The organism is Roseomonas sp. KE2513 (assembly GCF_016107305.1).
Lineage (GTDB): Bacteria > Pseudomonadota > Alphaproteobacteria > Acetobacterales > Acetobacteraceae > Roseomonas.
Genome location: NZ_RCVR01000042.1, coordinates 1 through 25,571 on the forward strand (window position 1 = coordinate 1; position 25,571 = coordinate 25,571).

Below are 25,571 nucleotides of genomic sequence, written 5' to 3' on the forward strand. Positions count from 1 at the left end.
GAACGAGCTGAGGTCCCGGGCTTCCCCGGTTGGGCAAGCCCAACCCTATCTCGATAACCCCGACTGAAGCGGCGGGGCGGCGGATATAGCGGCCGAAGGCCACTCCGTCAACCCCGCTTTCTTCCCTTTCGGGAGCCTCCAGCGCGCTTCATTCAGCGGCGCCGTCGGTGTGGGCGGCTTATATGGGCGCCGCCCACGCCTGTCAAAGTGTCACGCAACATTTTCCGCCATCGAACTGACAGAGCGTACTTCCAGCCCGTCCGGTCCGACGGTCACCCGCAGGGTCTCCCCGTCGCGAACGCTGCCCTCAAGCAGCTGCCCAGCAAGACGGTCCTGCAGGTTGCGTTGGATCACGCGCTTCAGCGGCCGCGCACCGTACACGGGGTCGTAACCGGCTTCGGCAAGCCAGTCCCGCGCTTCGTCGTCCAGCTCCAGCGTGATCTTCCGCTCCTCCAACAGCTTGCGCAGGCGGCCGAGCTGGATCTCCACGATGGACCCCATGTCGCCCCGCGCGAGGCGACGGAAGAGCACGATCTCGTCCAGCCGGTTGAGGAACTCCGGCCGGAAGCGGGTCCGGACGATGTTCATCACCTGGCCGCGGACAAGGTCCACGTCCTCCCCCTCGGGCTGCGCGGCCAGCACCTCGGACCCGAGATTGCTCGTCAGCACGATGAGGGTGTTTCGGAAATCAACCGTCCGCCCCTGCCCGTCCGTCAGCCGTCCGTCGTCGAGCACCTGCAGGAGGATGTTGAACACGTCCTCATGCGCCTTCTCGACCTCGTCGAAGAGGATGACCTGATAGGGCCGGCGACGCACCGCTTCCGTCAGGGCACCGCCCTCCTCGTAGCCGACATAGCCGGGGGGAGCGCCGACGAGACGAGAGACCGCGTGCTTCTCCATGTACTCGGACATGTCGATCCGCAGCAGCGCCCGGTCGTCGTCGAAGAGGAAGCTCGCCAGCGCCTTCGTCAGCTCGGTCTTGCCGACACCGGTCGGGCCGAGGAACAGGAAGCTGCCGATTGGCCGCCCCGGATCCTGCAAGCCCGCCCGCGCCCGCCGCACGGCCTTCGAGACGGCCTCAAGGGCCTCCTCCTGACCGACGACGCGCCGGCGCAGCTCGTCCTCCATCCGGAGCAGCTTAGCGCGCTCGCCCTCCAGCATCTTTTCCACGGGCACGCCGGTCCAGCGGGAGACGACGGCCGCGATGCCCTCCTCAGTCACCGCCTCGTTCACGAGGCGGCCACCGTCGTCGGCACCTTCCGCGATCTTCTTCTCCAACCCGGGAATGACGCCATAGGTCAGCTCGCCGGCCCGGGCATAGTCGCCCTTGCGCTGCGCCAGCTCGACCTCCGTGCGAGCGCGGTCCAACTCCTCCTTCGCCTTCTGGGCCTCAGAGAGCTTGTTCTTCTCCGCCTGCCAGCGGGCGGTCAGCGCGGCCGACTGCTCCTCCAAAGAGGCGATCTCGCGCTCAAGCTTCTCGAGCCGGTCGCGGCTGCCCGCGTCCGTCTCGCGCTTCAGCGCCTCGCGCTCGATGCGGCTGCGCAGCAAATCGCGGTCAATCGCGTCCAGTTCCTCGGGCTTGCTGTCCACGGCCATCCGGAGACGCGACGCCGCCTCGTCCACGAGGTCGATCGCCTTATCTGGCAGGAAACGGTCCGTGATGTAGCGGTTGGAAAGCGTCGCGGCGGCGACGAGCGCGGAGTCCGCGATCCGCACGCCATGGTGCAGCTCGTACTTCTCCCGGATGCCGCGCAGGATGGAAACGGTGTCCTCCACGCTCGGCTCACCGACAAAGACGGGCTGGAAGCGACGGGCCAGAGCCGCGTCCTTCTCCACGTGCTTGCGGTACTCGTCGAGCGTGGTCGCGCCGATGCAGTGCAGCTCGCCCCGGGCCAGCGCCGGCTTGAGCAGGTTGGAGGCGTCCATCGCACCGTCCGCCTTGCCCGCACCGACGAGGGTGTGCATCTCGTCGATAAAAAGGATCACCTCGCCGGCCGCGTTCTCGATCTCCGTGAGAACGCCCTTCAGGCGCTCCTCGAACTCGCCGCGGTACTTCGCGCCCGCAACCATCGCGCCGAGGTCGAGCGCGAGCACGCGCTTGCTCTTCAGCGCCTCCGGCACGTCGCCGTTGACGATGCGGCTCGCCAGGCCCTCGACGATCGCGGTCTTGCCCACGCCGGGCTCGCCGATCAGCACAGGGTTGTTCTTCGTGCGGCGGGCAAGCACCTGGATCGTGCGACGGATCTCCTCGTCGCGGCCGATTACCGGGTCGAGCTTGCCGTCACGCGCGGCCTCCGTCAGGTCACGGGCATACTTCTTCAGGGCATCGAACTGCTGCTCCGCATTGGCGCTGTCCACCGTGCGGCCCTTGCGGACCTCGGCGATGGCGGCCTCCAGCTTCTGCGCCGTCGCGCCGCTCTTCACCAGCACGCGGCCAGCGGGCGTCTCGCTCGCGGCGATCGCCACCAACAGCCGGTCCTGCGCCACGAAGCTGTCGCCGGCGCGCGTCGCCGTGCGCTCGGCCGCGTCCAGCACGCGCACCAACTCAGGCGTCACCTGAGGCTGGCCAGCGCCACCGCCGGAGACGCGTGGGTTACGCGACACCTCGAGGTCGATATCGGCCTTGGCACCCGCAGGATTGCCGCCCGCCGCCCGGATGAGACCGGTGGCTGCGCCCTCCTCGTCGTCGAGGAAGGCCTTGAGCAGATGCTCGGGCGTCACGCGCTGGTGGTATTCGCGGATTGCGATCGTCTGCGCAGCCTGCAGGAAGCCCCGGGCGCGCTCGGTGAGTTTCTCAATGTCCATGCTATGTCCCTCCGCCGCGGGCGGGCCCGCGGGATCACTGGCGACCGCCATTCCCGCCCCTCAGGAGGCAACGGGTTCGGCGTTGTGGCGAGGATGTGGTAACGCCCGCGGCCCGGCTTCAAGAGGCGTCCGATGCGCGTGGAACAACTCTTCCGCTATCCCGTGAAGGGCCTGACGGCCGAGAGTCTGGAGGAGGTCATCCTCACCCCAGGGGAGACGATCCCGCACGACCGCCGCTTCGCCCTGGCGCAAGGCGACTCCCCCTTCGACGAAGCCGAGCCCCGCTTCCTGCCGAAGCAGAACTTTGCCTGCATGATGAAGAACGCGCGAGTCGTCCTCGTGCGCGCGGCCTTCGACCCGCACGACGGCACCCTCTCCCTCGCGGCCGAGGGTCTCCCTCCCCTCTCCGCGCCCACCAACACCGCCCAGGGAAAGGCCGCCCTCGGCGACTGGCTCATCCGCTTCCTCGGGGAGGAAGCGCGCAACGGAACGGCACCCGATGGAACCGCGCGTGCACCCCGCTTCACGGAGGCGCCGGGCCACGCCTTCACCGACCAGGCGCGAAAGGGCGTCTCGCTGATCAACCTCGCAAGCCTGCACGCCCTGGAAGCGGCGCTCGGCCGGCGGCTGCACCCGCTTCGCTTCCGCGCCAACATCTATTTCACCGGCCTGCCCGCCTGGGCCGAGTTCGACTGGGTGGGCCGGGAGGTGCTGCTGGGCGGCGCGCGGCTCTCGGTCTTCAAGCGCACCGTCCGCTGCCCCGCCACGCAGGTGGACCTCGCGACCGGCGAGCGCGACCTCGACATTCCGAAGCTGCTTCGGGAGCATTTCGGCCATGCCGACCTTGGCGTCCACGCCACGGTGCTGGAGGGTGGGCGCGTCGCGGTGGGCGATGCGCTTGAGGAGGCTTAGCAACAACCACCGGTAGAGTGCGCTGAACATCTTGCCCGCCCGCTGGCCCGACCGCATCCTGCCCGCGCCTCCCCGGCCCCCGCCCTCTGCAAGCCGGGGCCAAGGGCCAGGCCGGGGCAGGGAGTGACAAGATGGACCACGAGCCAACCGGCCTGCCGCGGCCGGAGGACGAGAATGCCTGGAGCGTCGCCTCCACCGCCGCTACGGCCCTCGCGCTCTATCGCCCGCGAACGCTGAAGAACGGCTCCTCCTTCCTCGTCCTCGACCATTTCGGCGATGCCCAGGCGGTTGGCTCCACCGCCGAAGGGCTGTTCCACGACGACACGCGCTTCCTCTCCCGCGTGTCGCTCCGCCTCGCCGGGCTCCGGCCGCTACTGCTCTCCTCGGCCGTCAGCGCGGACAACACCGTGCTCACGGTGAACATGACCAACCCTGACATCCCCGTGGCGCCCGACCGGCGCCTGACTCGGAACTCGATGCATGTCGAGCGCCAGATCGTGCTCGGCAACGGCCTCGTGCGGGAGCGGATCACGCTCCGGAACTTCTCCGGGGCTCATCTGGCCTCCGAGCTGCTCCTCACTTTCGCGGCCGACTTCGCCGACATCTTCGAGGTGCGCGGGCACCGGCGCGCCGGCAGAGGCGAGCGGCGCCAGCCGGAGGGACGCGAGGGCGGCGGCCTCGTCTTCTCCTATCTTGGGCTGGACGGGGCGGAGCGGCGCACCCGCCTCTCCTTCGACCCGCCGCCGGATGGGCCGCCCGGGCGCGACAACCGCTGGGCGCTGGACCTTCCCCCCGGCGGCGCGCGGGTGATCGAGATAGCGATTGCCTGCGAATCCGGCCCTGAGCAGGCGCCGGCGCCTTCTCCAGGCTTCGACGGCCTCCTCGCGGGCATCCGGGAATGGAGCGGCGCGCGCGGTGCCGAGGGGGCGCGGGTGCTCTCCTCCAACAAGGTCTTCGACGACTGGTTCGCGCGCGCCGCTGCGGACCTGACGATGCTGACCACCCACACCCCTTCAGGCCCGGTGCCCTATACCGGCATCCCCTGGTTCTCCTCGCCCTTCGGCCGACACTCCCTTCTGACAGCCATGCAGTGCCTCTGGGCGGACCCGGCGCTGGCGCGCGGGGTGCTGCGCTTCCACGCCCGCCACCAAGCGACCGAGTTGGATCCCGCGCGCGACGCGGAGCCCGGCAAGATCCTGCACGAGCTCCGCAGCGGCGAGATGGCCGCGCTCCGCGAGGTGCCCTTCGGCCGCTACTACGGCTCGGCCGATTCCACTCCCCTCTACGTCATGCTCGCCAGCCAGTATGCGGAACGAACGGGGGACTGGGCTCTGATCCGGGAGATCTGGCCGAACATCGTCGCCGCGCTCCGCTGGATCGAGCGGCACGGGGACCTCGATGGCGACCTGCTCCTCGAATACGAGCGCCAGTCCCAGGACGGCCTGCTGAACCAGGGCTGGCGAGACAGTTGGGACAGCGTCTTCCACGAGGACGGGCAGCTGGCGGAGGGACCGATCGCCCTCATCGAAGTCCAGGCCTATGCCGAGGCCGCCTGGCGCGGCGCCGGCCGCATGGCCCTCGCCCTCGGCCAGGAGAACGAGGCCGAGGTCTGGCATAGCAATGCCGATGCCCTCCGCGCCCGGGTGGAGGAGGCCTTCTGGTGCGAGGACCTCTCGACCTATGCCATGGCGCTGGACGCGGCCAAGCGTCCCTGCCGGGTGCGCTCCTCCAGCGCCGGCCACGCGCTGCTCACCGGCCTTGCGCCGCCGGAGCGCGCGCATCGGCTCGCCCAGACACTCATGACGCCGGAATCCTTCGGAGGCTGGGGCATCCGCACGATCGCGGAGGGGGAGAGCCGTTACAACCCCATGTCCTACCACAACGGCTCAGTCTGGCCGCACGACAACGCCCTGATCGCCTTGGGCATGAAGCGCTACGGGCTGAACGGCCCGCTGGAGCGGCTGCTGACGGGGATCTACGACGCCGCCCAGGCCGGCGACCTGCGCCGCCTGCCTGAACTGTTCTGCGGCTTCCCGCGGCGGGAGGGGGGGAGCCCCACCGCCTATCCCGTGGCCTGTCTGCCCCATTCCTCCGCCACGGCAGCGGCCTATGCGGCGCTCGGCGCCATGCTCGGCCTCTCCTTCCGCCCTGAGGAGCGGACGGTGCGCTTCCACCGCCCCATTCTGCCGCCCTGGCTGGAGGAGCTGCGGATCGAGAACCTGCGGCTGGGCGAGGCGTCGGTGGACGTGCGCCTGCGCCGGCACAAAGCCGATGGAGGCGTCTCGCTCAATGTTCTGCGCCGGCAGGGCCAGTTGGAGGTGGCGGTCATCACCTGACCGCCGCGGCGGCGGACCCAGCCTACTGAATGGTCTCGCGGGTCTCGCCGTCCATCGGCTGGCCATCGTAGCCATTGACGCCGCCTTCGGCCTCGCTTTCGGCATAGGCGTCCTGCTGCGCATCGCCGCCCTGATAGCGGCGGTTCTGGCCACCCTGCTGGTTGCCCTGATGCCCGCCCTGCTGCTGCTGGGCCTGGTTCATGGCGTTCAGAATGCGGAAATAGTGCTCCGCGTGCTGGAAGTAGCCCTCGGCCATGACGCGGTCGCCCGAGCCGGTCGCGTCGCGGCCGAGCTGGAGGTACTTCTCGAAAAGCTGCTGGGCCGTGCCGCGCATCCGCATGTCCGGTCCGATGGAATCGAACACGTGATTGCGGTTCATTGGCTGGTTGCCGCCGCCCTGGGGACGGGGTCCCCCGCCGCCCCCGCCATGGCCGCCGCCATGCCCTCCCTGACGGAAGTTCCCACGGCCGCGCATACGCTTCATGTTCATCTGGGTCTGGTTCGCACTTCCATGCTCGCGCCGCCGCCCCGCAATTGGTCCTGGCTCGGGATCCTGGGTTGCGGCCCTTGGTTCCGTCCCCTGGTCCGCTGGGAGGCTCCGGCTGGCGAGATGATGATCGTTGTGCCGAGCGGCTTGCCGGTGGCATGGCCTGCCCCGCATGGGCGAAGGGGACCGGGGCTCCGACGGACCCAGCGCGCTGCATGCGCGATAGGCGCCACGGGGTCAAGGTAGTGATCCACCCCGATTCCGCCAAATCATTTTTTCGGAACCCCTACCGGGCCACCACCAACGCCCGCGGGACGCCGCCAAGATCGGTCCGGCAGCCGAGGGGCCGCAGCCCCGCCCGACGCATGAGCGCCTCAACGGCCTCCCGCTGCCCCTGGCCGAGTTCCAGCACCGCCCTGCCACCGTCGGTCAGCACCCCCGGCAGGAGTGCGGCGAGGGCGCGATAGGCATCCAGCCCGTCCGCCCCGCCGTCCAGTGCCAGGGCCGGCTCATGCAGTGCCACCTCCGGCATAAGCCCCGGGATGGCCGCGGACTCAATATAGGGCGGATTGGAGAGAACGAGATCGAATCGCCCCGCCAGCGCCGCCCCCCAGTCCCCGGCCAGGAAAGCCGCGCGGGACGAAAACCCGTTGCGCGCGGCGTTCGCACGGGCCAGCGACGCCGCTTCCGGGCTCCGGTCCACCCCGACCCCGAAGGCGCCGGGGAACTCGGAAAGTGCAGCCAACAACAGCGCCCCCGTGCCGGTGCCGAGGTCCAGAACTCGCCGGACCGCCTCCCGCGCCGGAAAGGCCTCCAGCGCGGCCTCGACCAGCGCCTCGGTGTCGGCGCGCGGAATCAGGGTTACCGGGGTGCTCAGCAGGTCGAGCGTCCAGAACCCGGTATGGCCGAGAAGATAGGCTAAGGGCGCACGCCGGGCGCGGGCCGCGAGTAGCTGGCGAAAGCGTCCCTCGGCCTCGGGCGGCACCGGGGCGCGGGGGGCGCGTAGCAGGTCCTCCTGACGGCATCCCATGGCGTGGGCGAGCAGCAGCCGCGCCTCCTGCCGGGGCGCCTCGACTGCCGCGGCCCGCAGCACCTGCCCCGCTTGGCAGAGAAAGGCGCCAACGGAGCCGCCCGGCTCGCAACCGCTCACCCCTCCTCGGCCGCCAGCCGCGCCGCTTGGTCCTCAGCCATGAGGGCGGAGATGATCTCGTCCAATTCGCCCATCATCACCCGCTCCACCTTGTGGAGCGTGAGGCCAATGCGGTGGTCGGTCACGCGGCCCTGGGGGAAGTTGTAGGTGCGGATGCGCTCGCTGCGGTCGCCCGTGCCCACCTGGCCCTTGCGGTCCGCCGCGCGGGCGCCGGCGGCGGCCTGCCGCTGGGCCTCGTAGATCCGGGCACGCAGCACCGTCATCGCCTTAGCGCGGTTCTTGTGCTGGGACCGCTCCTCCTGCATCGCGACCACGGTGCCGGTTGGAATGTGGGTGATGCGGACGGCGCTATCCGTCTTGTTCACGTGCTGCCCGCCGGCGCCGGAGGCGCGGTAGGTGTCGATGCGGAGGTCGCTCTCGTTGATCTGCACGTCCACCTCCTCCGCCTCCGCCAGCACGGCGACTGTCACGGTGGAGGTGTGGATGCGGCCCTGTGTCTCGGTCGCCGGCACGCGCTGCACTCGATGCACGCCGCTTTCGTACTTCAGCCGCGCGAAGACGCCGCGGCCAGCGATGCTGGCGCTGGCGCCCTTGATGCCGCCCGCGTCGCTCTCGTCCCACTCCAGCACCTCGAAGCGCCAGCCCTGGCTCTCGGCGTAGCGCTGGTAGGCGCGGAACAGCTCCGCGGCAAAGAGCCCGGCCTCGTCGCCGCCCGCCGCCGGGCGGATCTCCAGGATGGCGGAGCGCTCGTCCGCCGCGTCCCGGGGCAGGAGCATGATGCGGATCTCGTGCTCCAGCGCGGGCACGCGGTCGCGCATCTCGAAATACTCGGCCTCGGCCAGCTCCCGCATCTCGGGGTCGGCCATCATCGCCTCGGCGTCGTCGCGGGCGCGCTCGGCGGCGCGCAACTCGCCCATCTTCTCCACCACCGGCTCCAGCTCGGCCAGTTCTTTCGACAGCGTGCCGAAACGGCTGCCATCGGCGGTGCCGAGCTCGTGGCGCAGCTCCTCGGCGCGGGAGAGGAGGCGGTCCAGCTTTGCGGGAAGCGCCATCAGCCGAGCCGCGCCGCCAGCTCGGCCAGCGGGACGCGCTCCTGCGTGCCGGCATCAAGGTCGCGGAGCTGGGCCACGCCGCCGGCCAGTTCCTCCTCCCCGATGATGATGGCAGCGCGCGCGCCAAGGCGGTTTGCACGCTCCATCCGGCGCTTGAGGTTGCCCTTGTAGGCGATCTCCGCCACCACTCCTGCCCGGCGCAGCGCCTGGACAGCGTCGAGCGCCGCGCCCTCCGCCGCCTCGCCCACCGCGATCACCGCCACCGGACGTGGGGCGGCCGGCCCCGTCTCCAGCAGCATCGACAGCCGCTCGATCCCCGCCGCCCAGCCGACAGAGGGCGTTGGCGGGCCGCCCATCTCCTCCACCAGCCCGTCATAGCGGCCGCCCGCCATGACGGTGCCCTGGGCGCCCAAGCGCTCGGTGACGAACTCGAAGGCGGTGTGGCTGTAGTAATCGAGGCCGCGCACGATCCGCGGATTTTCCCTGAACGGAACGCCGAAGCGCTCAAGCGCCCGCTTCACCCCCGCATAGAAGGTGGCGGCGGCCTCGGTCAGATGGGGCTCGATCGTCGGCGCCTCCGCGACGAGGGCGCGGTCGCCGGGATTCTTGCTGTCGAGGATCCGCATCGGGTTCTTCTCCAGCCGCGCGCGGCTGTCCTCCGAGAGCTTATCCGCCGAGGCCCGGAAATAGGCCACAAGCGCTGCGCGATAGGCATCCCGGCTCGGGGCGTCGCCGAGGGTGTTGATCTCCAGCACCGTCCCCTCGCCGATGCCGAGCTCCTGCTGGATGTGCCAGCCGCAGGCGATCACTTCGGCATCGGCCAGCGGCTCGGCCGCGCCCATGACCTCGCAGCCGATCTGGTGAAACTGGCGGTACCGGCCCTTCTGCGGCCGCTCGTAGCGGAACATCGGTCCCGCGTAGAAAACCTTGCGCGGCAGGTTGGACTGGGTGAGCCCGTTGGTGACGAGGGCCCGGCAGGCGCCGGCCGTCCCCTCCGGCCGTAGCGTGATGCTCTCCCCCCCGCGGTCCTCGAAGCTGTACATCTCCTTCGAGACGACGTCCGAGGTCTCGCCGAGGGTGCGCGCGAAAACGCGGGTGTCCTCGAAGATCGGCGTCGCCCATTCCTCGAAGCCGTAGAGGGCCGCGATGCGCCGGGCCGTCTCCGTGACATGACGGTGGCGGCGGAACTCCTCCCCGATCAGGTCATGCGTGCCGCGGGCGGGCTGGAGATCTGGTTTCGCCATGGTGGGCGGCGGATTAGCACCGCCCGCCCCGGATGTCCCTACCCCTCCCGCAGCACCTGGACCGCGCGGTGCAGGTGCTCCTTCGCCGCCTGGAAGACCTCGGCGTCCCGCGCATCCATCGGCCCGTGCCCTTCCTCGAACTCCTCGAGCAGGTCCAGGATGGCCTGCTCCAGCGCCGCGAGGACCGGGTGCTGATCGTCCTCGGCGGAGGGCATCACTCGGCCGCCGGCGCCAGCTTGGCGGCTGCCGCCGCGGCCTCGGCGGCCTTGGCCGCCTCCTTCTCCGCCGCGAGCTGCGCCGCCCGCGCTTCCACGAGAGAGACGATGTGATCCACCATGTCCTCGCTCCGGGTCGTGTGGCTCGTCTTGCCCGCCGAATAGACCATGTGCGTGCCGGCTCCGCCCCCGGTGAGCCCGATATCGGTCATCAGCGCCTCGCCGGGCCCGTTCACCACGCAGCCGATGATGGAGAGGCTGATCGGCTGCTCAATATGCGCCAGCCGCTCCTCCAGCGCCTCAACGGTCTTGATCACGTTGAAGCCCTGCCGCGCGCAGGAAGGGCAGGAGATGATCTTCACGCCGCGGTGGCGGATGCCGAGGGACTTGAGGATGTCCCAGCCCACATGCACCTCCTCCTCCGGTTCCGCGGAGAGAGAGACGCGCAGTGTATCGCCGATGCCGGCCCAGAGAAGGCTGCCGAGGCCGATGGCGGACTTCACCGTGCCCGTGCGCTTCCCGCCGGCCTCGGTGATGCCGATGTGCAGCGGGTGGTCGCAGGCCTCCGCCAGCTGCTGGTAGGCGGCGACAGCCAGGAACACGTCGCTCGCCTTCACGCTGATCTTGAACTCGTGGAAGTCGTTCTGCAGCAGGTGGTCGGCATGCCAGAGGGCGCTTTCCACCAGCGCCTCGGGGTTGGGCTCCCCATACTTCTCCAGCAGGTGCTTCTCCAGCGAGCCGGCGTTCACGCCGATGCGGATGGAGCAGCCGTGGTCACGAGCGGCGCGTACCACCTCCTTCACGCGCTCCGGAGATCCGATATTGCCGGGGTTGATCCGAAGGCAGGCTGCGCCGGCCTGGGCAGCCTCGATGGCGCGGCGGTAGTGGAAGTGAATGTCCGCCACGATCGGGACGTTCACCTCCCGCACGATCTCGGCCAGCGCCGCTGTCGCCTCCTCAGTTGGGCAGGAGACGCGGACGATGTCCACGCCGGCCAGCTCCGCCCGCCGAATCTGGGCGATGGTGGCCGCCGCGTCCTCGGTCGGCGTGTTCGTCATCGTCTGGACGCTAATCGGTGCGTCGCCGCCCACGGGCACGCGGCCGACCATGATTTGGCGGGACCGGCGGCGCTCGATCTGCTGGTAAGGGCGATAGGACATGCGCGGGCTCTTCCCCGAAATGCTGCCCCGATATGGCAGGGCCAGCGGCCCCGGCCAAGGCCCGCGTGCCTGGGCAGGCCCGACCGGACCGGCCCCCAGGGCCGCCCCTAGCGCGTGGGCGGGCGGGCGCCCGGGGCGGCGCGGGGCGGGCGGAGCTGGTCAGGTGCCAGGTCCACGTCTCTGACCAGGCCCACCTTGCCGGAAAGAGCCTGAGTGGCATGCCCGTCGAGCAGCACCTCCACCGCCTGGGCCTTGCCGGTGGTCAGCACCAAGCCGTCGCGCGGGATGGCGAAGCTCTCGCCGGGGCGCAGCACGCGGTTCAGCACGGTCTGGCCGGAGCGGGGATCGCGCACCTGCACCCAGGCCTCGTCCGTCGCCCGAAGGCTCACTCGGGAGGTCGCCTCGCCGGGCGCAGCAGGGGCAGCGCCCTGGCTAGCGGAAGGCGCCGGCACGTTGGGGCGCGGGCCACTCCCCGGGGTTGCCTGGCCGAGGGTAGAGGGCAGGACGGGTGCGGTCTCGGCCGCCGCCTGCCGCGCATCGCGCGCCGCCTGCTCGGTCCGAGCCGGCAGCGGCGGCACGGCGTCCAACGTCCGCCCCGCCGAGCCGCTCCACGTCCACCAGGCGGCGTAGGTGCCGGCCAGGATCAGGAGGCCAAGCAGGATCACGGCTCCAGCGGGAAGGCTGCGCTTCGCCGCCTCCTCGGGGAAGACGAGGTCGGTCCGGCCGCGTCCGGCCGTCTCGCTATCCCGATATCGCCGCGCCAGGTCGGTGGCGTCGAGGCCGAGGGCGGTCGCGTAGGTGCGGATGAAGCCGAGCGCGTAGGCCAAGCCGGGAAGGTCCCCAGGACGGCCCTCCTCCAGCGCCGCGATGTAGCGACGGTTGATCCGCAGCTCGTCCGCCACCTCGTCGAGCGTCGCGCCGAGGGCGAGGCGCGCGTCGCGCAGCTCCTCGCCGACGCGCGCCGCCTCGGCCGTCATCATGTCGGGCTTCACCATCGGGGTGCTGGAAGGCTCTGCGGAGGGGATGCGGCGGAGGGTATCGCGGCGGTCCGGGGCGCGGAAGCCCCGCGCGTCAGGCAGCCCGCGCCGCGAGCACGGCGGCCGCCTGGTCCACGAGCTCGGCCAGGATCTCCGCGACCGGGGCCTCGCGCGTCACCATGCCGACGCTCTGCCCGGCCATGAGGGAGCCGTTCTCCACGTCGCCGTCGATGACGGCGCGGCGCAGCGCGCCCGCCCAGTAGTGCTCGATGTCGAGCTGCGCTGCGTCCTTGTCGAGCTCGCCGGCCCGATGGCGGCGGATCACCTCCGCCTGGTGCTCCAGGAAGCGCTTCGTGCCCTCGTTCTGCAAGGCGCGCACGGGAATGACGGGGAAGCGGGCATCGAGCTGCACGGTCGGTAGGGCGTCGCGCGCGTTGCCCCGGATGAAGGCGCGCTTGAAAAGCGGATGGGCGATGCTCTCGGTCGCGCAGACGAAGCGCGTCCCGATCTGTGCGCCAGCCGCCCCCATTTCGAGATACGAGAGCAGCGCCTCACCGCGACCGATGCCGCCCGCCACGAAGACCGGCACCTCGGCGGCCATGGCCGGCAGGATCTCCTGCGCGAGCACATTGAGGGAGACAGGGCCGATATGCCCGCCCGCCTCCGATCCCTCGATCACCAGCGCATCCGCGCCCGAGCGCACGAGCTTCTTCGCGAGCGCCAGGGCCGGCGCGAAGCAGACCACCTTGGCCCCACCGTCCTTAGCCTTCCGGATGGCGGTCGTCGGCGGAATGCCGCCCGCGAAGACGATATGCCCCACCTTCGCGGCGAGGCAGACATCCACCAGCGCGTCCAGCCGCGGATGCATGGTGATGAGGTTCACGCCGAAGGGGTTGCTCGTCAGCGCCTGGGTGGCCGCGATCTCCTCGGCCAGCCGGTCGGGCTCCATCGCCCCGCAGGCGATCACCCCGAAGGCGCCGGCATTGGACAGGGCGGCGACGAGGTTGCGCTCGCTGATCCAGGACATAGCGCCACCGAGGATCGCGACGCGGCTGCCGAGGAATGCGGCGCCTCGGGCCATCAGCCGTTCCAGCCGCGTGCGGGCCGCCTCGTCCGGCGCCGGGAATGCGGGTGCCGAGGCCGGCGGCACCTCGGGCCTCTCGGCCGCGGCCTGCGCCGCCGCGCCGCCGAAGCCGGCGCCGCCCTGGGAGGCCGGGATGTCGGTGAGGTCCAGCGCAGGCATCAGGGCGCATCCAGCCCGTAGGCAGTGTGCAGCGCGCGCACCGCGAGCTCGGTGTACTCGCCGCCCACCAGCACGCTCGTCTTGATCTCGCTGGTGGAGATGACCTGGATGTTGATGCCCTTGGCCGCCAGCGTCTTGAACATGGTGGCGGCGACGCCAGCATGGCTGCGCATGCCGATGCCGACGACGGAGATCTTCGTCACCTCCGGGTCCGCCACGATCTCGGAGAAGCCGATCTCCGGCCGCGCGCCCTCCAGCACCTCCCGCGCGCGCGGCAGGTCGGCCTTGCCAACCGTGAAGGTCATGTCCGTCGTGCCGTCCGTGCCCAGGTTTTGCACGATCATGTCCACGTTCACGTTGGCATCGGCCAGCGGGCCGAAGACAGTCGCCGCGATGCCCGGCTTGTCCGGTACCCGGCGCAGCGTCACCTTCGCCTCGTCGCGGGAATAGGCGACACCCGTCACCAGCGGCTGTTCCACGATCTCGTCCTCGTCCACCACCAGGCTGCCAGGCTTGTCCTCGAAGGAAGACAGGACCTGCACCCTCACCTTCTGCTTCATCGCTAGCTCGACCGACCGCGTCTGCAGCACCTTGGCGCCGACGGAGGCGAGTTCCAGCATCTCCTCATAGGCCACGTGCGTGAGCTTCCTCGCACGCGGCACGATCCGCGGGTCGGTCGTGTAGATGCCGTCCACGTCGGTATAGATGTCGCAGCGATCCGCCCGCACCGCCGCGGCCACGGCGACCGCCGAAAGGTCCGAGCCGCCGCGGCCAAGGGTCGTGATGCGGTTCCGCGGGCCGATGCCCTGGAAGCCCGCGATCACCGGCACCTGACCCTGCCCCATCCGCTCGACCAGCAGCGCGCCGTCGATCTCCTCCACCCGGGCCTTGCCGTGGGCGCCGTCGGTGCGGATCGCGACCTGCCATCCCTGCCAGGAGCGGGCATCCACCCCCAGCGTCTGCAGCGCGATCGCCAGCAGGCCGGTCGTCACCTGCTCGCCCGTCGCGACGACCGTGTCATATTCCCGCGCGTCGTGCAGCGGCGAGAGGTCCTGGCACCACTTCACGAGCTGGTTCGTCACGCCGGACATGGCGGAGACCACCACGGCAACCTCGTTGCCCGCCTCCACCTCGCGCTTCACGCGGGCGGCGACGTTGCGGATGCGGTCGAGGTCGGCGACGGAGGTGCCGCCGAACTTCATCACGATACGGGCCATCAGGGGATCGGGAGCTGCCGGGTAGGGGTTGCCCGGGTTGCGTCCCGGCGCGGGGCGGCACAGATACCGGCCCAGGCCCGGGGGAGCAACCTCGGTAACGACTTCGGGGGCAGCGGGTGATGCAGGGCTCGGTCGCAAGGATGGAGGGCGGCACCGTCCTCGCCGGGGAGGTCGCCAAGTTCGACGGCCTGGCCGCGGACTGGTGGAACCCGCGCGGCCCCATGGCGCCGCTGCACGCCATGAACCCGCTCCGCACCCGCTGGATCGCCGAGCGCCTGGGCCGCCCGCCCGAGGACCTAGGCGGCCTCACCCTCCTGGACGTCGGCTGCGGCGCCGGGCTCGCGGCCGAGGCCCTGGCACGGCGTGGCGCCCGTGTCACCGGCCTCGATATGGCGGCCGAGGCCCTGGAGGCCGCCCGCTTCCACGCGGCGGCCGAAGGGCTCCGCATCACCTACCGCCACGGCCGCCCCGAGGACCTGGCCGAGACATTCGAGGCGGTAACGGCGCTTGAGGTGATCGAGCACGTGGCCGACCGCGACGCCTTCCTCGCCTCCCTCGCCCGCTCGGTCCGGCCTGGGGGGATGGTCTTCGTCTCCACCCTCAACCGCACGGCCCGTAGCTTCATCATGGCAAAGCTGGGCGCGGAATACTTGCTGCGCATGCTGCCGGTCGGCACCCACGACTGGCGGATGTTCGTCACGCCCGCCGAACTCGGCGCGGGCCTCCGCCGCGCAGGGCTGCGCGTGACGGATGTGGCCGGGATGGTGCCGGAGCCGCTGACCGGCGGCTGGCGGCAGAGCCGGGACACGGCCGTGAACTACATCATGGCCGCCCGGAAGGACTGAACCCGGGGGGGCGGAATTCGCAGGCTTGGGGCGCCCCCTAGCCGTCCGCCCGAGGCACCCAGGGAATCTGGCCGACGTCGATTCCCTCCTCGGCCAGCGCCTCCGCCTCGTCGGCGGTGGCCTCGCCATAGATGCCGCGCCGCTCGCTCTCGCCCCGATGCATCCGGCGCGCCTCCTCGGCGAAGTCGCGGCCGACATGGTCGCAGTTCTTCTCCACCTCAGCCCGCATCCGCTGCAGGAGGGACAGAAGCTGCGCGGGCATTGGCCCCGCCGTGGTCATCGCGGGGGGGGCCGGAGTGGCGGCCGGCGGCGGCGGCTCGGCCGGGCCAGGGTCGGGACGGGCCTTGCCGATAGCAGGTGCCATCAGGTCGCGCCTCACCTTCGTGTCCCCACAGATCGGACAATCGACGAAGCCGGCCGCAGCCCCCTTCTCGAAGGCCGCACTGTCCTTGAACCACCCGTCGAAGCCGTGGTCCTGGCTGCAGCGAAGTTGGTAGTGGATCATGCCTGTTCTTGAAAACTTCCAACCCGGTCAGAACGACCGGTCCCGCCCATTCTGGCACCCGGGCGTTCCGAGTGCCAGCGATTGCGCGTCAGGCCGCCAGCAGCGCGTCCAGCTTTCCGGCCCGGTCCAGCGCCGCCAAGTCGTCGGAGCCCCCGATCGCCTGCCCGTCGATGAAGATCTGCGGCACGGTGGACCGACCGCCCGAGCGCTCGATCGCTGCCTTGCGGGCCGCCGAGCCTGTCGGCGCGTCCAGCTCCTCGAAGGCGGCGCCCTTCCGGGTCAGCAACGCCTTCGCGCGCTCGCAATAGGGGCAGAAGGGGATGGTGTAGATCTCGATGCGTGCCATTCCCGTCATTTCGGCGAGCGGGCGCATCTGTTCAAGGCGGCCTTCTTCAATGGCCCGGCACGGCGCTCCGCGGGTCGGCCACCCGCGCCACCGCCAGAACCTCGACGCGCGCGGCACCCGCGGCCAGCAGCGCCTCGGCGCAGGCACCGGCCGTGGCCCCGCTGGTCAGCACGTCGTCCACCAGCAGCACCCGCCGCCCGGCGAGTTGCGGCGCGATACGCGGGCGGCTCCGCACCGCGCCCGCCAGCACGGCGCGCCGGCGCTCCGCCCCGAGCGGCCCAAGTGAGGGCGTGGAGCGCACCCGCTCCAGCGCGTCCGGCAGCACCCGCCGCCCCGCCAGCCGCCCGAGCCGCAGTGCGAGCAGCGCCGCCTGGTTGTAGCGCCGGGTGAAGAGCCGCCGGCGATGCAGCGGCACCGGGACGAGCACCTCCGCCTCCTCCAGCAGCGCGGCGCCTGCCGCCGCCATCCAGCGGGCCAGCGGCCGGGCCAGTTCCGTGCGGTCCCCGTGCTTCAGCGGCAGGATGAGCCGCGTCACGGCTTCGTTGTAGAGGAAGGCTGCGCGCGCCCGCTCGAAGGCCGGCGGGCGGGCGATGCAGGCGGGGCAGAGCTCGTCCTCCCCCTGCCCCTCATGTTCGAAGGGCAGGCCGCAATTGTAGCAAAGCGGCGCGACGATCGTGTGCAGCCCCGCGAAGCACCCGCCGCAAAGTGTGCCCTGGTCAAGCACCGGCTGGTCACAGGCGAGGCAGTGTGGCGGCAGAAGGGCGTCGAGCAACCCCTGTCCGCCCCGGCGCGCAAGCCGACCCAGGCCCATCGCCAACGCCATCTCCCGCCCCTTCCGGCCAATCCGGTCCTGATTAGCAACAAGGCGCGGGCACGGGCACCCCTGGCGGCGCGAACCCGCGCGCGACATATGCGGGCGATGAGCGACTCCCACCTCATCTTCGACCGCCGCCTGGTCCGGCTCCGCCGGGAACGCGCGGCCGGCACCCAGCACGCGGTCGCCCCGGTGCTGGAAGCGGCGGCCGAGCGCCTGCTGGACCGGCTGGATGACACGACCCGGCGCTTCGAGCGCGCACTCGAGATCGGGGGCCGCGGTCTGGTCGCCCCGCGCCTGCGGGAACGCGGGATCGCCTCGGTCGTCTCGATGGATCTATCCCTGCGCCAGGCGGCCGGCGCGGGCGGGCTGGCCGTCGCGGGGGACGAGGAATGGCTGCCCTTCGCCGCCGGCTCCTTCGACCTGGTGGTTGCCAACCTGTCCCTGCACTGGGTCAACGACCTTCCGGGCGCCCTTGCGCAGATCCGGCGGGCGATGGCGCCGGACGGCCTCTTCCTTGCCTCCCTCCCCGCCCTGGGCACGCTGCAGAACCTGCGCGAGGCGCTCACGGGGGCGGAGGCCTCGCTCCGCGCCGGTGCCTCGCCCCGCGTCTCGCCCTTCCCCGAGCTGCGCGACGGCGCCGGGCTACTCCAGCGTGCGGGCTTTGCCCTGCCAGTCGCGGATGTGGAGGACCTCGCCCTCGCCTACCGAAATCCGCTCACCCTGCTGCGCGACCTTCAGGCCGCCGGGGAGACGAGCGCCCTGCGAGCCCGCGACAACCGGATTCCGCCGCGTGACCTCTTCCCGGCGGCCCTGTCGAACCTGCCGCAGGGTCCGGAAGGGACGCCGGTGACGCTGCGCCTGCTCACCCTGACCGGCTGGAGCCCAGGCCCCGACCAGCCGCGCCCGGCCCGCCGCGGCAGCGCCGACGCGCGGCTGGCCGACGCCCTCGGCACGAAGGAACAGGGGACGGGAGAAGCGCCGGGCTGAGTCGGTCCTCCGCAGGCGTGGCCCGTTCCGAGCCCGCGGCGGCCATCCTTCTCGTCGCCACGAAACCAGGCTTCAGGCGCCGTAGCGAAGCGTCGCGGAGCCTTCCCCGCTGGTGACGACATGGGGCTGCACTTCCGGCTCGGCGCCCGGCTGACCGGAGATCCAGCCGGCATGGAGGCCTTCGAGCACCGGCACGATCCATCCGCCTGCCGCATCGGCTCTTGTCGGCAGCATCGGCAATTGCTCGTGCGTGAGCACGAGGGCCGGCCCGTTCGAATCGAGTGAGATGGAGACGACGCCCCAGCGCGGCTCGGCCAGCCGCTCGTTCATCTGCGCCTCCAGGCCGGAAAGCGTCTCCTCCGGCGGGATCGGCCAGAGGGCGGCGATCTGCGTCCCGATAGCGCGAAGCAGCACCGCGCGCTCCTCGGGCTGCATATGCGCCTCCAGCGTGTCCAGCAGGGCGCGCGCAAAGACACCCCAGCTGGGGCCATTCTCGGAGGGGGCGGTCATCGGGCGCGGCGCCTCACGGGTCAAAGCGGTATCGGGCATAGACAAGGGCGCGCGTCTCGTTGAAGTCGGCCGCGCGGTCGTAACGGGCGGTGGCCCCCACCCGTAGGGTCGGCGTCAGGGCATATTCAAGGTCCAGGCGGGCGCCGGCCGTGACCGTCGTGGAGCGCTGGCCGGCGTAGCGGGTCGAGATCGTCGCGTCCGAGAGCGCCTGCTGCTCCAGCGCCGCCTGCAGTTCTGGATTGTTCGGGAAGATGCGCGACGAGCTCTCGCGGAAGTTCGCGACGCCCACGCTGGCACCGACGCGATAGGCGAAATTGCCGATCCGCTCACGGTAATCCACAGGAATGGAGGCGTTGAAGTAGTTCTGCGGGCTGAAGTAGCCGCCCTGACCGAGGGTGAAGCCGCGCAGGTTCTTCTCGTAGCCGATCGCGGTCAGGTCCAGCCCGGCGGTCAGCTCGCTGGTGGGCGAGCGGAGCAGCGCGTAGGCGAAGCCACCAGAGGCCTCCCAGCGGCGGTTGTCCGCCACGTTGCGACCGGTGATCGCGGAGTAGCCGCCGCCGCCATAGGCGCTGACCCGGCCCTCGTAGTACTCGAGCTGCCCACGGCCCGTGACGCGCGTGACGCCGCCGAAAAGGGTGCCGCTCGCACTGTCGCGCATGCCCGACCAGGAGAGCAGGCTGTCCGTCACCGAGCGCCGCTCGCCGCGAAGGCGGAGCTGGAAGGTCTCGGACAGACGAGGCACCCATTCGATCCCGCCGAGCACCGTCTGCTCACGGAAGCCGAGCGGCGTCGAGCCGACATCCACCGTGACCGGCCCGCGCGTGTAGCCGAGGGCGATCGAGGTGCCCGTGGCGCTGTCATCCCGCGGACGCAGCGCCGCGGCCCTCGCGTCGGACACCTGGGTGCCTGGCCCGGGAAGCTCGAGCGGGTTCCTTCCGAAGCGGCGCAGGTTTGGCACAGTCGCGTCCAGCCGTCCCGTGTCGATATGGGCGGCCTGCACGCGGGCGCTCAGCTCGCCGCCAAGCTCGGGCAGCGGCACCGCGACCTCGGCCCCGCCGCCATACTCGCGCATCCTCTCCAGCCCGCGCCCGCCAGAGCGCGCACGAAAGGTGAAATTGGGAACCACGCGCCCATCCGTCCGCTCGTTCACCTCGGCGAGCTGCCGGCCGATCTCGCTCAGCAGCGGGTCGTCGGAGGCGCGGAGCTGAGTCGGCGTCACGCCGCCCGCGGAGGATGTCGCCGGATTGGCGTCGAGCGGCACGAAGGAGGACCCCTGCCCGTCTCCGGACAGCAGCGTGCGGCGCCCGTTCGCGGCCGCGATAGCCAGCGGCGCGTCCTGCCCGATCTGCGCCCGGCGCTGCTCGGCCGCGAGGCGGAGAGCCGTCTGCGCACGGCCAAGGTCGCCTTGGGCGAGCGCCAGCCGCGCCTCGGCGTAGGAGAGCCGCGACTCGTTCCCGTTCAGCAGCCGGCCCTCGGCCAGCAGCACCTCGGCGGAAGCGAGGTCGTCCAGCGCCACCGCGGCGTCGATGGCGCCCACCCGCGCCTCGGCATTGCGCGGATCGCGGCGAAGCACGGCCTCTGCGATGCGCCCGGCAACGCGGGGATCGCGCGCACCCTGGAAGAGCCGCGGTGCCTCCTCAATTACCTCTGGCAAGCGGACACGGGCGCTCTCCGCGCCCTCGCGGTTGCCGGGGGTCTGAACCGCGGTATCGAGCGCGGGCGGCGCGGCCCGGACCGGCGTGACACGCGGGACCGGCAGGCCAAGTGCCTCGGCAATGCGCGCTACCCGGACGTCCTCCGGCGCCACCTGGCGCAGCCGGGCGAAATAGCCCTGCGCCACCACCGGTTGGCCAAGCTCGATCTGCGCCATCGCCGCCGCGGCGAGAGCATCGGCATGAGCGGGATGGACGGCCAGCACCCGCTCCAACGTCGCGGCCGCGCGGGCGGGCTGACCCTGGGCGCGCCAGAAGGCGGCCTGCTCGAGCAGCACGCCCGCCCCGCCGCCCTGCGCGAGCGCGGGCGCGGCGCCGAGGGCCGTCGCCATCGCGGCGGCCGCGAGAAGCCTTTGCCGAAGCGGGGTCATGCACGGATCCTCAGCCGGCGGATGGCCCGGCGGCGCAGCGTCCAGTAGAGGGGCACGGCGATCACCAGCGCCGCGATGACGAGCAGGCCCAGCATCAGGTCGGGCCGGGTGGTCAGGTAGCGCTGCGGCAACAGCGTGATCGGCAGGCTGCCCACGCCGTAATTTCGCGACACCTTGAAGGAATCGACGCGGCCGTTGACGAGGTTCGCCACGTCGCCCTGGATCCGCGGCTGCTGCTCGGGGTCGCGCAGTGCCCCGACCATCGCCTCCATCGCCTGCGGCGTGGAACCCGTCAGCGCGATAACGGAGCGCTCGCTGTCGAGCGGGCTCTGGAAGCCGATCAGCAGCCCGCTCCCCTCACCCTGTGCCCCGCCGAGGGTCGCGGTCAGACGCTCACGATCGAGGCGGCGGTCGTCCGAGAGAAAGATGTTGCGGAAGCTCTGCAGCGTGTCCGGCAGGGCGACCGTGACCCGGTTGCCGTCCACCGTGATTGGCCCATCGCGCAGCAGGGTGGAGAGCGCCGGCTGGCGCGTAAGGGAACCGACGACGAACAGGTCACGGTTGGCAACCGCATCAAGCCCGCCGGGGCGCGCCACCTCGATCCGGGTCGCGGGATAGCCCGTGATCGCCGCCATTCGCCCGATGACGTTGAGCGTGGCGGAGATCTCCAGCGGGTTCGCGCGGTCCGGCAGGACCACTGCGGTCGAGGAGAGATCCGCCATCTTCGTGTAGGGGAAGCCGCTACCGACGAAATAGGCGAGGTTCGGCAGCTCCGTGAAGCGATAAGCGGCCGAGAGGTCGATCGTGCTGTCCGGATCGATCGAGGAGCGGATGTCCCCGGGCACGCTCACGCAGTCCCCGCGATGCAGCGGGCGCAGGTCAAAGCGGAACTGAAGCTCGTTCAGGCCGAAGACGAGATAGGGCGGCAGGCCCACCTGCCCCTCGGCGCGCTCCGAACCGCTGCGCCCGATAGTGCGGTAAAGCCAGCTCCAGGGCCAGCCCGGCTCGCCTTCGCGCAGCGGGAACGACTTCAGGTAGACGTCGTTCAGCGCGGCATCGAGACGCGAGACGGCAAGGTCGAGGATGGGCCCGGGCGGCGCGCGGAAGCGCACATCCACCGGCAGGTTGCGCTCCCGCGCGGTGTAGAGGTCGGGCGCCGTGCGGAAGGGCACCGAAATGGGCCCCGGCGCGTAGCCGAAGGACTGCAGGTCCGTCGTTTCTACCAGCTCACCAAACTTCACCGGGCGGTCGTTCCGGATCCATCGCGGCGCGTCGTAGGGCTGGCGCGCGGGAAGCTCCGTGACCTGCACGGTCGCCGATTCCCCCGATAGCCCCTCCTTCGCCGTCGCGAGCACCTGGGCGGCGGTCGCGGCCTCGGCGCCCGTGCGGCCGCCGACGAGCAGCAGCAGCGAATTGGCGTCGTTCGGGTTGGGCAGGATCGCGAGCGTCGGCCCTTCCATGCGCGGCAAGGCAAGCCCGGGCACCGAGTCGGGGCCGATCGCGACGACGATGGCGTTGCCGCGCGCTGGCACCACGGCGCTGACCGGGAAGGTGGCTCCGCGGTAGTCCGCCTGCACCGCGAACCAGGAGGAGGCGATGATGGAGGCGCGTACCGCATCGTTGCCCGCGCCCTCCGCCATGATCACCGGCAGCACCAATGGCTCGCGCAGCAGCCGGGGGTCGAAGAAGGGCTCGGGCAGCCGCGCGAGGTCGCGGTTCAGGGGCAGCCGCTCGAGCGTGAGCTGGAGTGTCGAGAGATCCGAGACCGTGGACCAGAGCAGGCCGGAGAGCGGGTCGTTGCACTCGACCGCGTAGCGACCGGTGAAGCGGATGTTCAGCCGGTTGCTGTCGGCGAAGAAGACCGGGTTAATCGCGAACTCGACGGGCCCGAAGGCGGGGCGGGCACGGTCCGGCGTTATCGTGCCCACGAACTGCTCGTTGATCGTCACCGCGATCTGCGACAGCTCGGGGATGAGCGCCGGGCTCGTCGCGCCCTGCAGGGTCAGCTTCGCGCCGGTCACCACCTCGTCCGAGCGGATGCCGAAGAGGATGCCCTGCAGGTCCGCCAGACCGCGGAGCTGCATCGGGCTGCGAAGGCCGAGCTGCCGCAGCGTACGCGTTTCTACCCTCGACCCGGCCCCGGGCGTGGTCTCCCCACCGAAAGTCACGGGGGCAGAGGGCGCGACCTGGGGTGCGGTCGGCTGTGCCGCGGCGGGCGCGGGCTGAAAGGAGGGCAGCGGCGGCGGGTCGAAGGAGGGCAGCGCCGGCGCGGGCCGCGGCTGCGCCGCGGGTGTTGCGGCAGGCGCGGGCGCGGCAAGGCTGCCTCCCGGAAGCGGCGGCGGGGAGAAAGCGCTGCCCAGGGGCGGCGGCGGAGGCGGCGCCTGCGGGCGCGGCGACTGGGCCGCGGCCTGCGAAGCGCCGAGGCACAAAGCGAGCAGCACCGCCGCGCTGCGGCGCGCGCGGGCCGCGGCACGGCGCTGCGCGGCCTCGGCGGCACGGCTGGTGCTGGGCGGCGGCGCTGCACGCATGGCAGACGGCCCGGGGCTGCGCTGCGGCGCCGTCCGCGCGACCCTGGCCGCAGCCTCGCGCCGGGCACGACGGGCGCGGAGCGAGAACTGGCTGTTCCCGCGGAAGAGGCCCCCGATGCTGCGAAGTACCTCCCCCAGCGAGCGCATCGGCCGGTCGGGGCGCACGTCGTCCCAGTCGACCCAGGCATCGGCACGGCCGAGCACCACGCGGGCGATGTTACCCTCGTCGCGTACGTCCTGCGGGGCGAAGCGCACCTGAAGGCGGGTGTTCTGCCAGCGCAGGGACTCCGCGGGGATCGACACGCGTTCCGGGCCCAAGTCGATCTCCAGCGTTACGTAGGCGTTGTCCACCAGGCCGTCCGGCCGAGGCGCCGCAACGGCGGCGCCGCCCAGGGAAAGGTCGAGCGTCTCGCCAGGAATCAGGCGCCCGTCCGGGAGCACCACGCCCACCGGCATGACGGCGCCGACCCGCGCGCGCTCGCGCACCTGCCGGCGCTCGCGCCCGACCGCGAGGCCGGCAAGAACCGTGAGCAGCGAAAGCATTACCCAGAGCGTGTTGAGCGCAAAGGCCTGGAATTCGAGGCTGTCCACCGGGTTCGCCGCCATGCCGTAGATGCCCGAGAGCAGCCCGAAGACGAGAACCACCGCGAGGACGAAGTTCGGCCCGGTCGCGCGGAAGTCGAAATAGCCCTCCTCCAGCGTACCGCCCTTGTCCGTCACGTTGAACTTGCCCCGCGTCGGGTCGAGCAGCGTCGTGAGCACGACCGGCAGCAGGTAGAGCGAGAGCACCGTCTCGTAGATTTCCGACCAGAAGGAGTGGCGCACCTTCGACTGGAGCTTCGAGTTCGTGAGCACGGCGTGGACCACGTGCGGCCCCGCATAGGCCACAATCGCGAGCGGCGAGGCCGCGATGAGGTTCTGCCCGAAAAAGAGGTAGGCCAGCGGTGCCGTGAGGAAGATGAAGCGTGGCAGCGGGAAGAGGAAGTGCCACATCGACGCCACGTAGCAGAGGCGCTGCGTGATGCTCAGGCCCGGCCCCAGCAAGGGGTTGTCGACCCGGAAGATCTGCACCATCCCGCGCGCCCAGCGCATCCGCTGGCCCACATGCGCGAGCAGCCGGTCCGTCGCGAGGCCGGCCGCGAGCGGCAGGCGCAGATAGGCAGTCCGCCAGCCGAGGCGCTGCATCTTGAGGCTGCAATGGCAGTCCTCGGTCACCGTCTGCGTCGGCACGCCGCCCACCTGTTCCAACGCGACCCGGCGGATCACGGCGCAGGAGCCGCAGAAGAAGGCCGCATTCCAGAGGTCGTTGCCCGGCTGGATCAGGCCGTAGAACAGCAGCCCCTCGTTCGGCACGCGCGTGCCGGAGGCGAGATTCCGTTCGAAAGGGTCGGGGGAGTAGAAGTGGTGCGGGGTCTGCACCATCGCGAGCTGCGGGTCGCGCAGCAGCCAGCCTACCGTCATCTGCAGGAAGGCGCGGGTGGCGACGTGGTCGCAGTCCAGCACGAGGACGAACTCGCCGGTGGTGCGGGAAAGCGCGTGGTTGATGTTGCCGGCCTTGGCGCCCTTGTTGTCCGGGCGGACCATGTACCCGCAGCCCACCAGCTCGCAGAAGGCGCGGAAGTCCTCGCGGCGGCCATCGTCGAGCAGAACGACATTCATCCGGTCCCGCGGCCAGTCAATCGCCATGGCGGCGAAGATGGTCGGCTTCACCACCTCCAGCGGCTCGTTGTAGGTGGGGATGAAGATATCGACCGAGGGCCACTCGTCCGGGTCCTCGGGCAGCGGCACCGGGCGGCGCTCCAGCGGCCAGAGCGACTGCAGATAGGAGAGCAGCAGCGCGAGGACGGCGTAGATCTCGGCGAGCAGCAAGCCGGTGCCGAGGAAGGTCGCCCAGAACTCCGTGTAGTCGAGCGTGTCCGTAATGCGCCAGTAGATGTAGCGGCTCGAGATCACGCCAGAGAACAGCGCAAGGAAGACAAGGACGCCGCGCCCGGGTGCCAGCGAGCAGATGGTGAAGACCAACAGGCCGCCGATGGCGACCCAAGCCTGCTGCTCGGCCTCCAGCGGCGCGACGATGAAGGGCAGCGCGATGATGAAGCCGAGCGCGACCGACAGCCGCGCCAACCAGACGTTCCCGCGGACAAGGCGACCT

General features: G+C 71.1%; 20 protein-coding genes. 4 read left to right on the forward strand and 16 right to left on the reverse strand.

Features of this window, described 5'->3' with window-relative positions; translation table 11 throughout:
• Positions 1 to 210: 210 nt before the first annotated feature.
• A complete protein-coding gene (gene clpB, locus D9599_RS25465) occupies positions 211 to 2,805 on the reverse strand; it encodes an ATP-dependent chaperone ClpB (RefSeq protein WP_198384109.1) in 2,595 nt (864 codons plus the stop codon).
• A 132-nt stretch (positions 2,806 to 2,937) separates the two neighbouring features.
• Here clpB and D9599_RS25470 point away from each other — a divergent pair, with 132 nt between their 5' ends.
• The gene (locus D9599_RS25470; RefSeq protein WP_198384110.1) at positions 2,938 to 3,717 is read left to right on the forward strand and encodes an MOSC domain-containing protein; all 780 of its coding nucleotides are present in this window, start codon (positions 2,938 to 2,940) and stop codon (positions 3,715 to 3,717) included.
• A gap of 131 nt (positions 3,718 to 3,848) precedes the next feature.
• Entirely contained in the window at positions 3,849 to 6,053 is a 2,205-nt protein-coding gene (locus D9599_RS25475; protein ID WP_198384111.1) for an amylo-alpha-1,6-glucosidase, read from the forward strand.
• 22 nt (positions 6,054 to 6,075) lie between these two features.
• Here D9599_RS25475 and D9599_RS25480 read toward each other — a convergent pair whose 3' ends face one another.
• From D9599_RS25480 to D9599_RS25520, 9 genes are all read right to left on the reverse strand, one after another.
• Positions 6,076 to 6,417: a DUF4167 domain-containing protein gene (locus D9599_RS25480; protein ID WP_375373074.1), complete on the reverse strand. Its 342-nt coding sequence runs from the start codon at positions 6,415 to 6,417 to the stop codon at positions 6,076 to 6,078.
• 409 nt (positions 6,418 to 6,826) lie between these two features.
• Entirely contained in the window at positions 6,827 to 7,690 is an 864-nt protein-coding gene (gene prmC / locus D9599_RS25485; RefSeq protein WP_198384113.1) for a peptide chain release factor N(5)-glutamine methyltransferase, read from the reverse strand.
• Positions 7,687 to 8,742 (reverse strand): peptide chain release factor 1, encoded by a 1,056-nt coding sequence (prfA, locus tag D9599_RS25490; RefSeq protein ID WP_198384114.1) that lies wholly within the window; start codon positions 8,740 to 8,742, stop codon positions 7,687 to 7,689. Before prfA ends, prmC begins: the two co-directional genes overlap by 4 nt.
• Complete coding sequence (hisS, locus tag D9599_RS25495) at positions 8,742 to 9,986, reverse strand: histidine--tRNA ligase (protein WP_198384115.1); 1,245 nt, start codon at positions 9,984 to 9,986, stop codon at positions 8,742 to 8,744. The genes prfA and hisS overlap by 1 nt, the downstream gene beginning before the upstream one ends.
• 38 nt (positions 9,987 to 10,024) lie before the next feature.
• Positions 10,025 to 10,201 (reverse strand): hypothetical protein, encoded by a 177-nt coding sequence (locus D9599_RS25500; RefSeq protein WP_198384116.1) that lies wholly within the window; start codon positions 10,199 to 10,201, stop codon positions 10,025 to 10,027.
• Positions 10,201 to 11,361, reverse strand: coding sequence for a flavodoxin-dependent (E)-4-hydroxy-3-methylbut-2-enyl-diphosphate synthase (gene ispG, locus D9599_RS25505; RefSeq protein ID WP_198384117.1), 1,161 nt, complete (start codon positions 11,359 to 11,361; stop codon positions 10,201 to 10,203). Before ispG ends, D9599_RS25500 begins: the two co-directional genes overlap by 1 nt.
• Before the next feature lie 107 nt (positions 11,362 to 11,468).
• Positions 11,469 to 12,356, reverse strand: a complete 888-nt coding sequence (locus D9599_RS25510; RefSeq protein WP_198384118.1) for a helix-turn-helix domain-containing protein — start codon at positions 12,354 to 12,356, stop codon at positions 11,469 to 11,471.
• A gap of 76 nt (positions 12,357 to 12,432) precedes the next feature.
• A complete protein-coding gene (locus D9599_RS25515; protein ID WP_198384138.1) occupies positions 12,433 to 13,419 on the reverse strand; it encodes a nitronate monooxygenase family protein in 987 nt (328 codons plus the stop codon).
• 161 nt (positions 13,420 to 13,580) lie between these two features.
• On the reverse strand, positions 13,581 to 14,798 hold the full coding sequence (locus D9599_RS25520; protein ID WP_198384119.1) for an aspartate kinase: 1,218 nt from the start codon (positions 14,796 to 14,798) through the stop codon (positions 13,581 to 13,583).
• Positions 14,799 to 14,917: 119 nt separating this feature from the next.
• On the opposite strand from D9599_RS25520, the gene ubiG reads away from it, so the two are divergent.
• Positions 14,918 to 15,643, forward strand: a complete 726-nt coding sequence (gene ubiG, locus D9599_RS25525) for a bifunctional 2-polyprenyl-6-hydroxyphenol methylase/3-demethylubiquinol 3-O-methyltransferase UbiG (protein WP_232480903.1) — start codon at positions 14,918 to 14,920, stop codon at positions 15,641 to 15,643.
• A 37-nt stretch (positions 15,644 to 15,680) separates the two neighbouring features.
• Here the strand turns inward: ubiG and D9599_RS25530 are convergent, their stop codons facing one another.
• From D9599_RS25530 to D9599_RS25540, 3 genes are all read right to left on the reverse strand, one after another.
• Positions 15,681 to 16,148 carry a DUF1178 family protein gene (locus tag D9599_RS25530; RefSeq protein ID WP_198384120.1) on the reverse strand — a complete coding sequence of 156 codons (468 nt, stop codon included), beginning with the start codon at positions 16,146 to 16,148 and terminating at the stop codon, positions 15,681 to 15,683.
• A gap of 88 nt (positions 16,149 to 16,236) precedes the next feature.
• Positions 16,237 to 16,494, reverse strand: coding sequence for a glutaredoxin 3 (gene grxC, locus D9599_RS25535; RefSeq protein WP_043838196.1), 258 nt, complete (start codon positions 16,492 to 16,494; stop codon positions 16,237 to 16,239).
• A gap of 46 nt (positions 16,495 to 16,540) precedes the next feature.
• Complete coding sequence (locus tag D9599_RS25540; RefSeq protein ID WP_198384121.1) at positions 16,541 to 17,317, reverse strand: ComF family protein; 777 nt, start codon at positions 17,315 to 17,317, stop codon at positions 16,541 to 16,543.
• A gap of 87 nt (positions 17,318 to 17,404) precedes the next feature.
• On the opposite strand from D9599_RS25540, the gene D9599_RS25545 reads away from it, so the two are divergent.
• Positions 17,405 to 18,298: a methyltransferase domain-containing protein gene (locus D9599_RS25545; RefSeq protein ID WP_375373075.1), complete on the forward strand. Its 894-nt coding sequence runs from the start codon at positions 17,405 to 17,407 to the stop codon at positions 18,296 to 18,298.
• A 72-nt stretch (positions 18,299 to 18,370) separates the two neighbouring features.
• Here the strand turns inward: D9599_RS25545 and bcsD are convergent, their stop codons facing one another.
• Genes bcsD through bcsA form a run of 3 tightly spaced genes read right to left on the reverse strand, consistent with a single transcriptional unit; the run spans position 18,371 to position 25,543 of the window.
• A complete protein-coding gene (bcsD, locus tag D9599_RS25550) occupies positions 18,371 to 18,808 on the reverse strand; it encodes a cellulose biosynthesis protein BcsD (protein ID WP_198384123.1) in 438 nt (145 codons plus the stop codon).
• Between the two features lie 13 nt (positions 18,809 to 18,821).
• Positions 18,822 to 20,891, reverse strand: a complete 2,070-nt coding sequence (locus tag D9599_RS25555; RefSeq protein ID WP_198384124.1) for a cellulose synthase subunit BcsC-related outer membrane protein — start codon at positions 20,889 to 20,891, stop codon at positions 18,822 to 18,824.
• Positions 20,888 to 25,543 carry a UDP-forming cellulose synthase catalytic subunit gene (bcsA, locus tag D9599_RS25560; RefSeq protein WP_198384125.1) on the reverse strand — a complete coding sequence of 1,552 codons (4,656 nt, stop codon included), beginning with the start codon at positions 25,541 to 25,543 and terminating at the stop codon, positions 20,888 to 20,890. The genes D9599_RS25555 and bcsA overlap by 4 nt, the downstream gene beginning before the upstream one ends.
• Positions 25,544 to 25,571: the final 28 nt, after the last annotated feature.

What these genes read in the sequence shown, in the direction of transcription:
- D9599_RS25530 (WP_198384120.1), bottom strand. Translation starts at nt 16,148, where the DNA reads ATGATCCACTACCAACTTCGCTGCAGCCAGGACCACGGCTTCGACGGG.
- D9599_RS25540 (WP_198384121.1), bottom strand. Translation starts at nt 17,317, where the DNA reads ATGGCGTTGGCGATGGGCCTGGGTCGGCTTGCGCGCCGGGGCGGACAG.
- D9599_RS25510 (WP_198384118.1), bottom strand. Translation starts at nt 12,356, where the DNA reads ATGGTGAAGCCCGACATGATGACGGCCGAGGCGGCGCGCGTCGGCGAG.
- D9599_RS25520 (WP_198384119.1), bottom strand. Translation starts at nt 14,798, where the DNA reads ATGGCCCGTATCGTGATGAAGTTCGGCGGCACCTCCGTCGCCGACCTC.
- D9599_RS25470 (WP_198384110.1), top strand. Translation starts at nt 2,938, where the DNA reads ATGCGCGTGGAACAACTCTTCCGCTATCCCGTGAAGGGCCTGACGGCC.
- D9599_RS25475 (WP_198384111.1), top strand. Translation starts at nt 3,849, where the DNA reads ATGGACCACGAGCCAACCGGCCTGCCGCGGCCGGAGGACGAGAATGCC.
- D9599_RS25555 (WP_198384124.1), bottom strand. Translation starts at nt 20,891, where the DNA reads ATGACCCCGCTTCGGCAAAGGCTTCTCGCGGCCGCCGCGATGGCGACG.
- grxC (WP_043838196.1), bottom strand. Translation starts at nt 16,494, where the DNA reads ATGGCACGCATCGAGATCTACACCATCCCCTTCTGCCCCTATTGCGAG.
- hisS (WP_198384115.1), bottom strand. Translation starts at nt 9,986, where the DNA reads ATGGCGAAACCAGATCTCCAGCCCGCCCGCGGCACGCATGACCTGATC.
- ispG (WP_198384117.1), bottom strand. Translation starts at nt 11,361, where the DNA reads ATGTCCTATCGCCCTTACCAGCAGATCGAGCGCCGCCGGTCCCGCCAA.
- D9599_RS25500 (WP_198384116.1), bottom strand. Translation starts at nt 10,201, where the DNA reads ATGCCCTCCGCCGAGGACGATCAGCACCCGGTCCTCGCGGCGCTGGAG.
- clpB (WP_198384109.1), bottom strand. Translation starts at nt 2,805, where the DNA reads ATGGACATTGAGAAACTCACCGAGCGCGCCCGGGGCTTCCTGCAGGCT.
- prfA (WP_198384114.1), bottom strand. Translation starts at nt 8,742, where the DNA reads ATGGCGCTTCCCGCAAAGCTGGACCGCCTCCTCTCCCGCGCCGAGGAG.
- bcsD (WP_198384123.1), bottom strand. Translation starts at nt 18,808, where the DNA reads ATGACCGCCCCCTCCGAGAATGGCCCCAGCTGGGGTGTCTTTGCGCGC.
- D9599_RS25515 (WP_198384138.1), bottom strand. Translation starts at nt 13,419, where the DNA reads ATGGCCCGAGGCGCCGCATTCCTCGGCAGCCGCGTCGCGATCCTCGGT.
- ubiG (WP_232480903.1), top strand. Translation starts at nt 14,918, where the DNA reads ATGCAGGGCTCGGTCGCAAGGATGGAGGGCGGCACCGTCCTCGCCGGG.
- D9599_RS25545 (WP_375373075.1), top strand. Translation starts at nt 17,405, where the DNA reads ATGCGGGCGATGAGCGACTCCCACCTCATCTTCGACCGCCGCCTGGTC.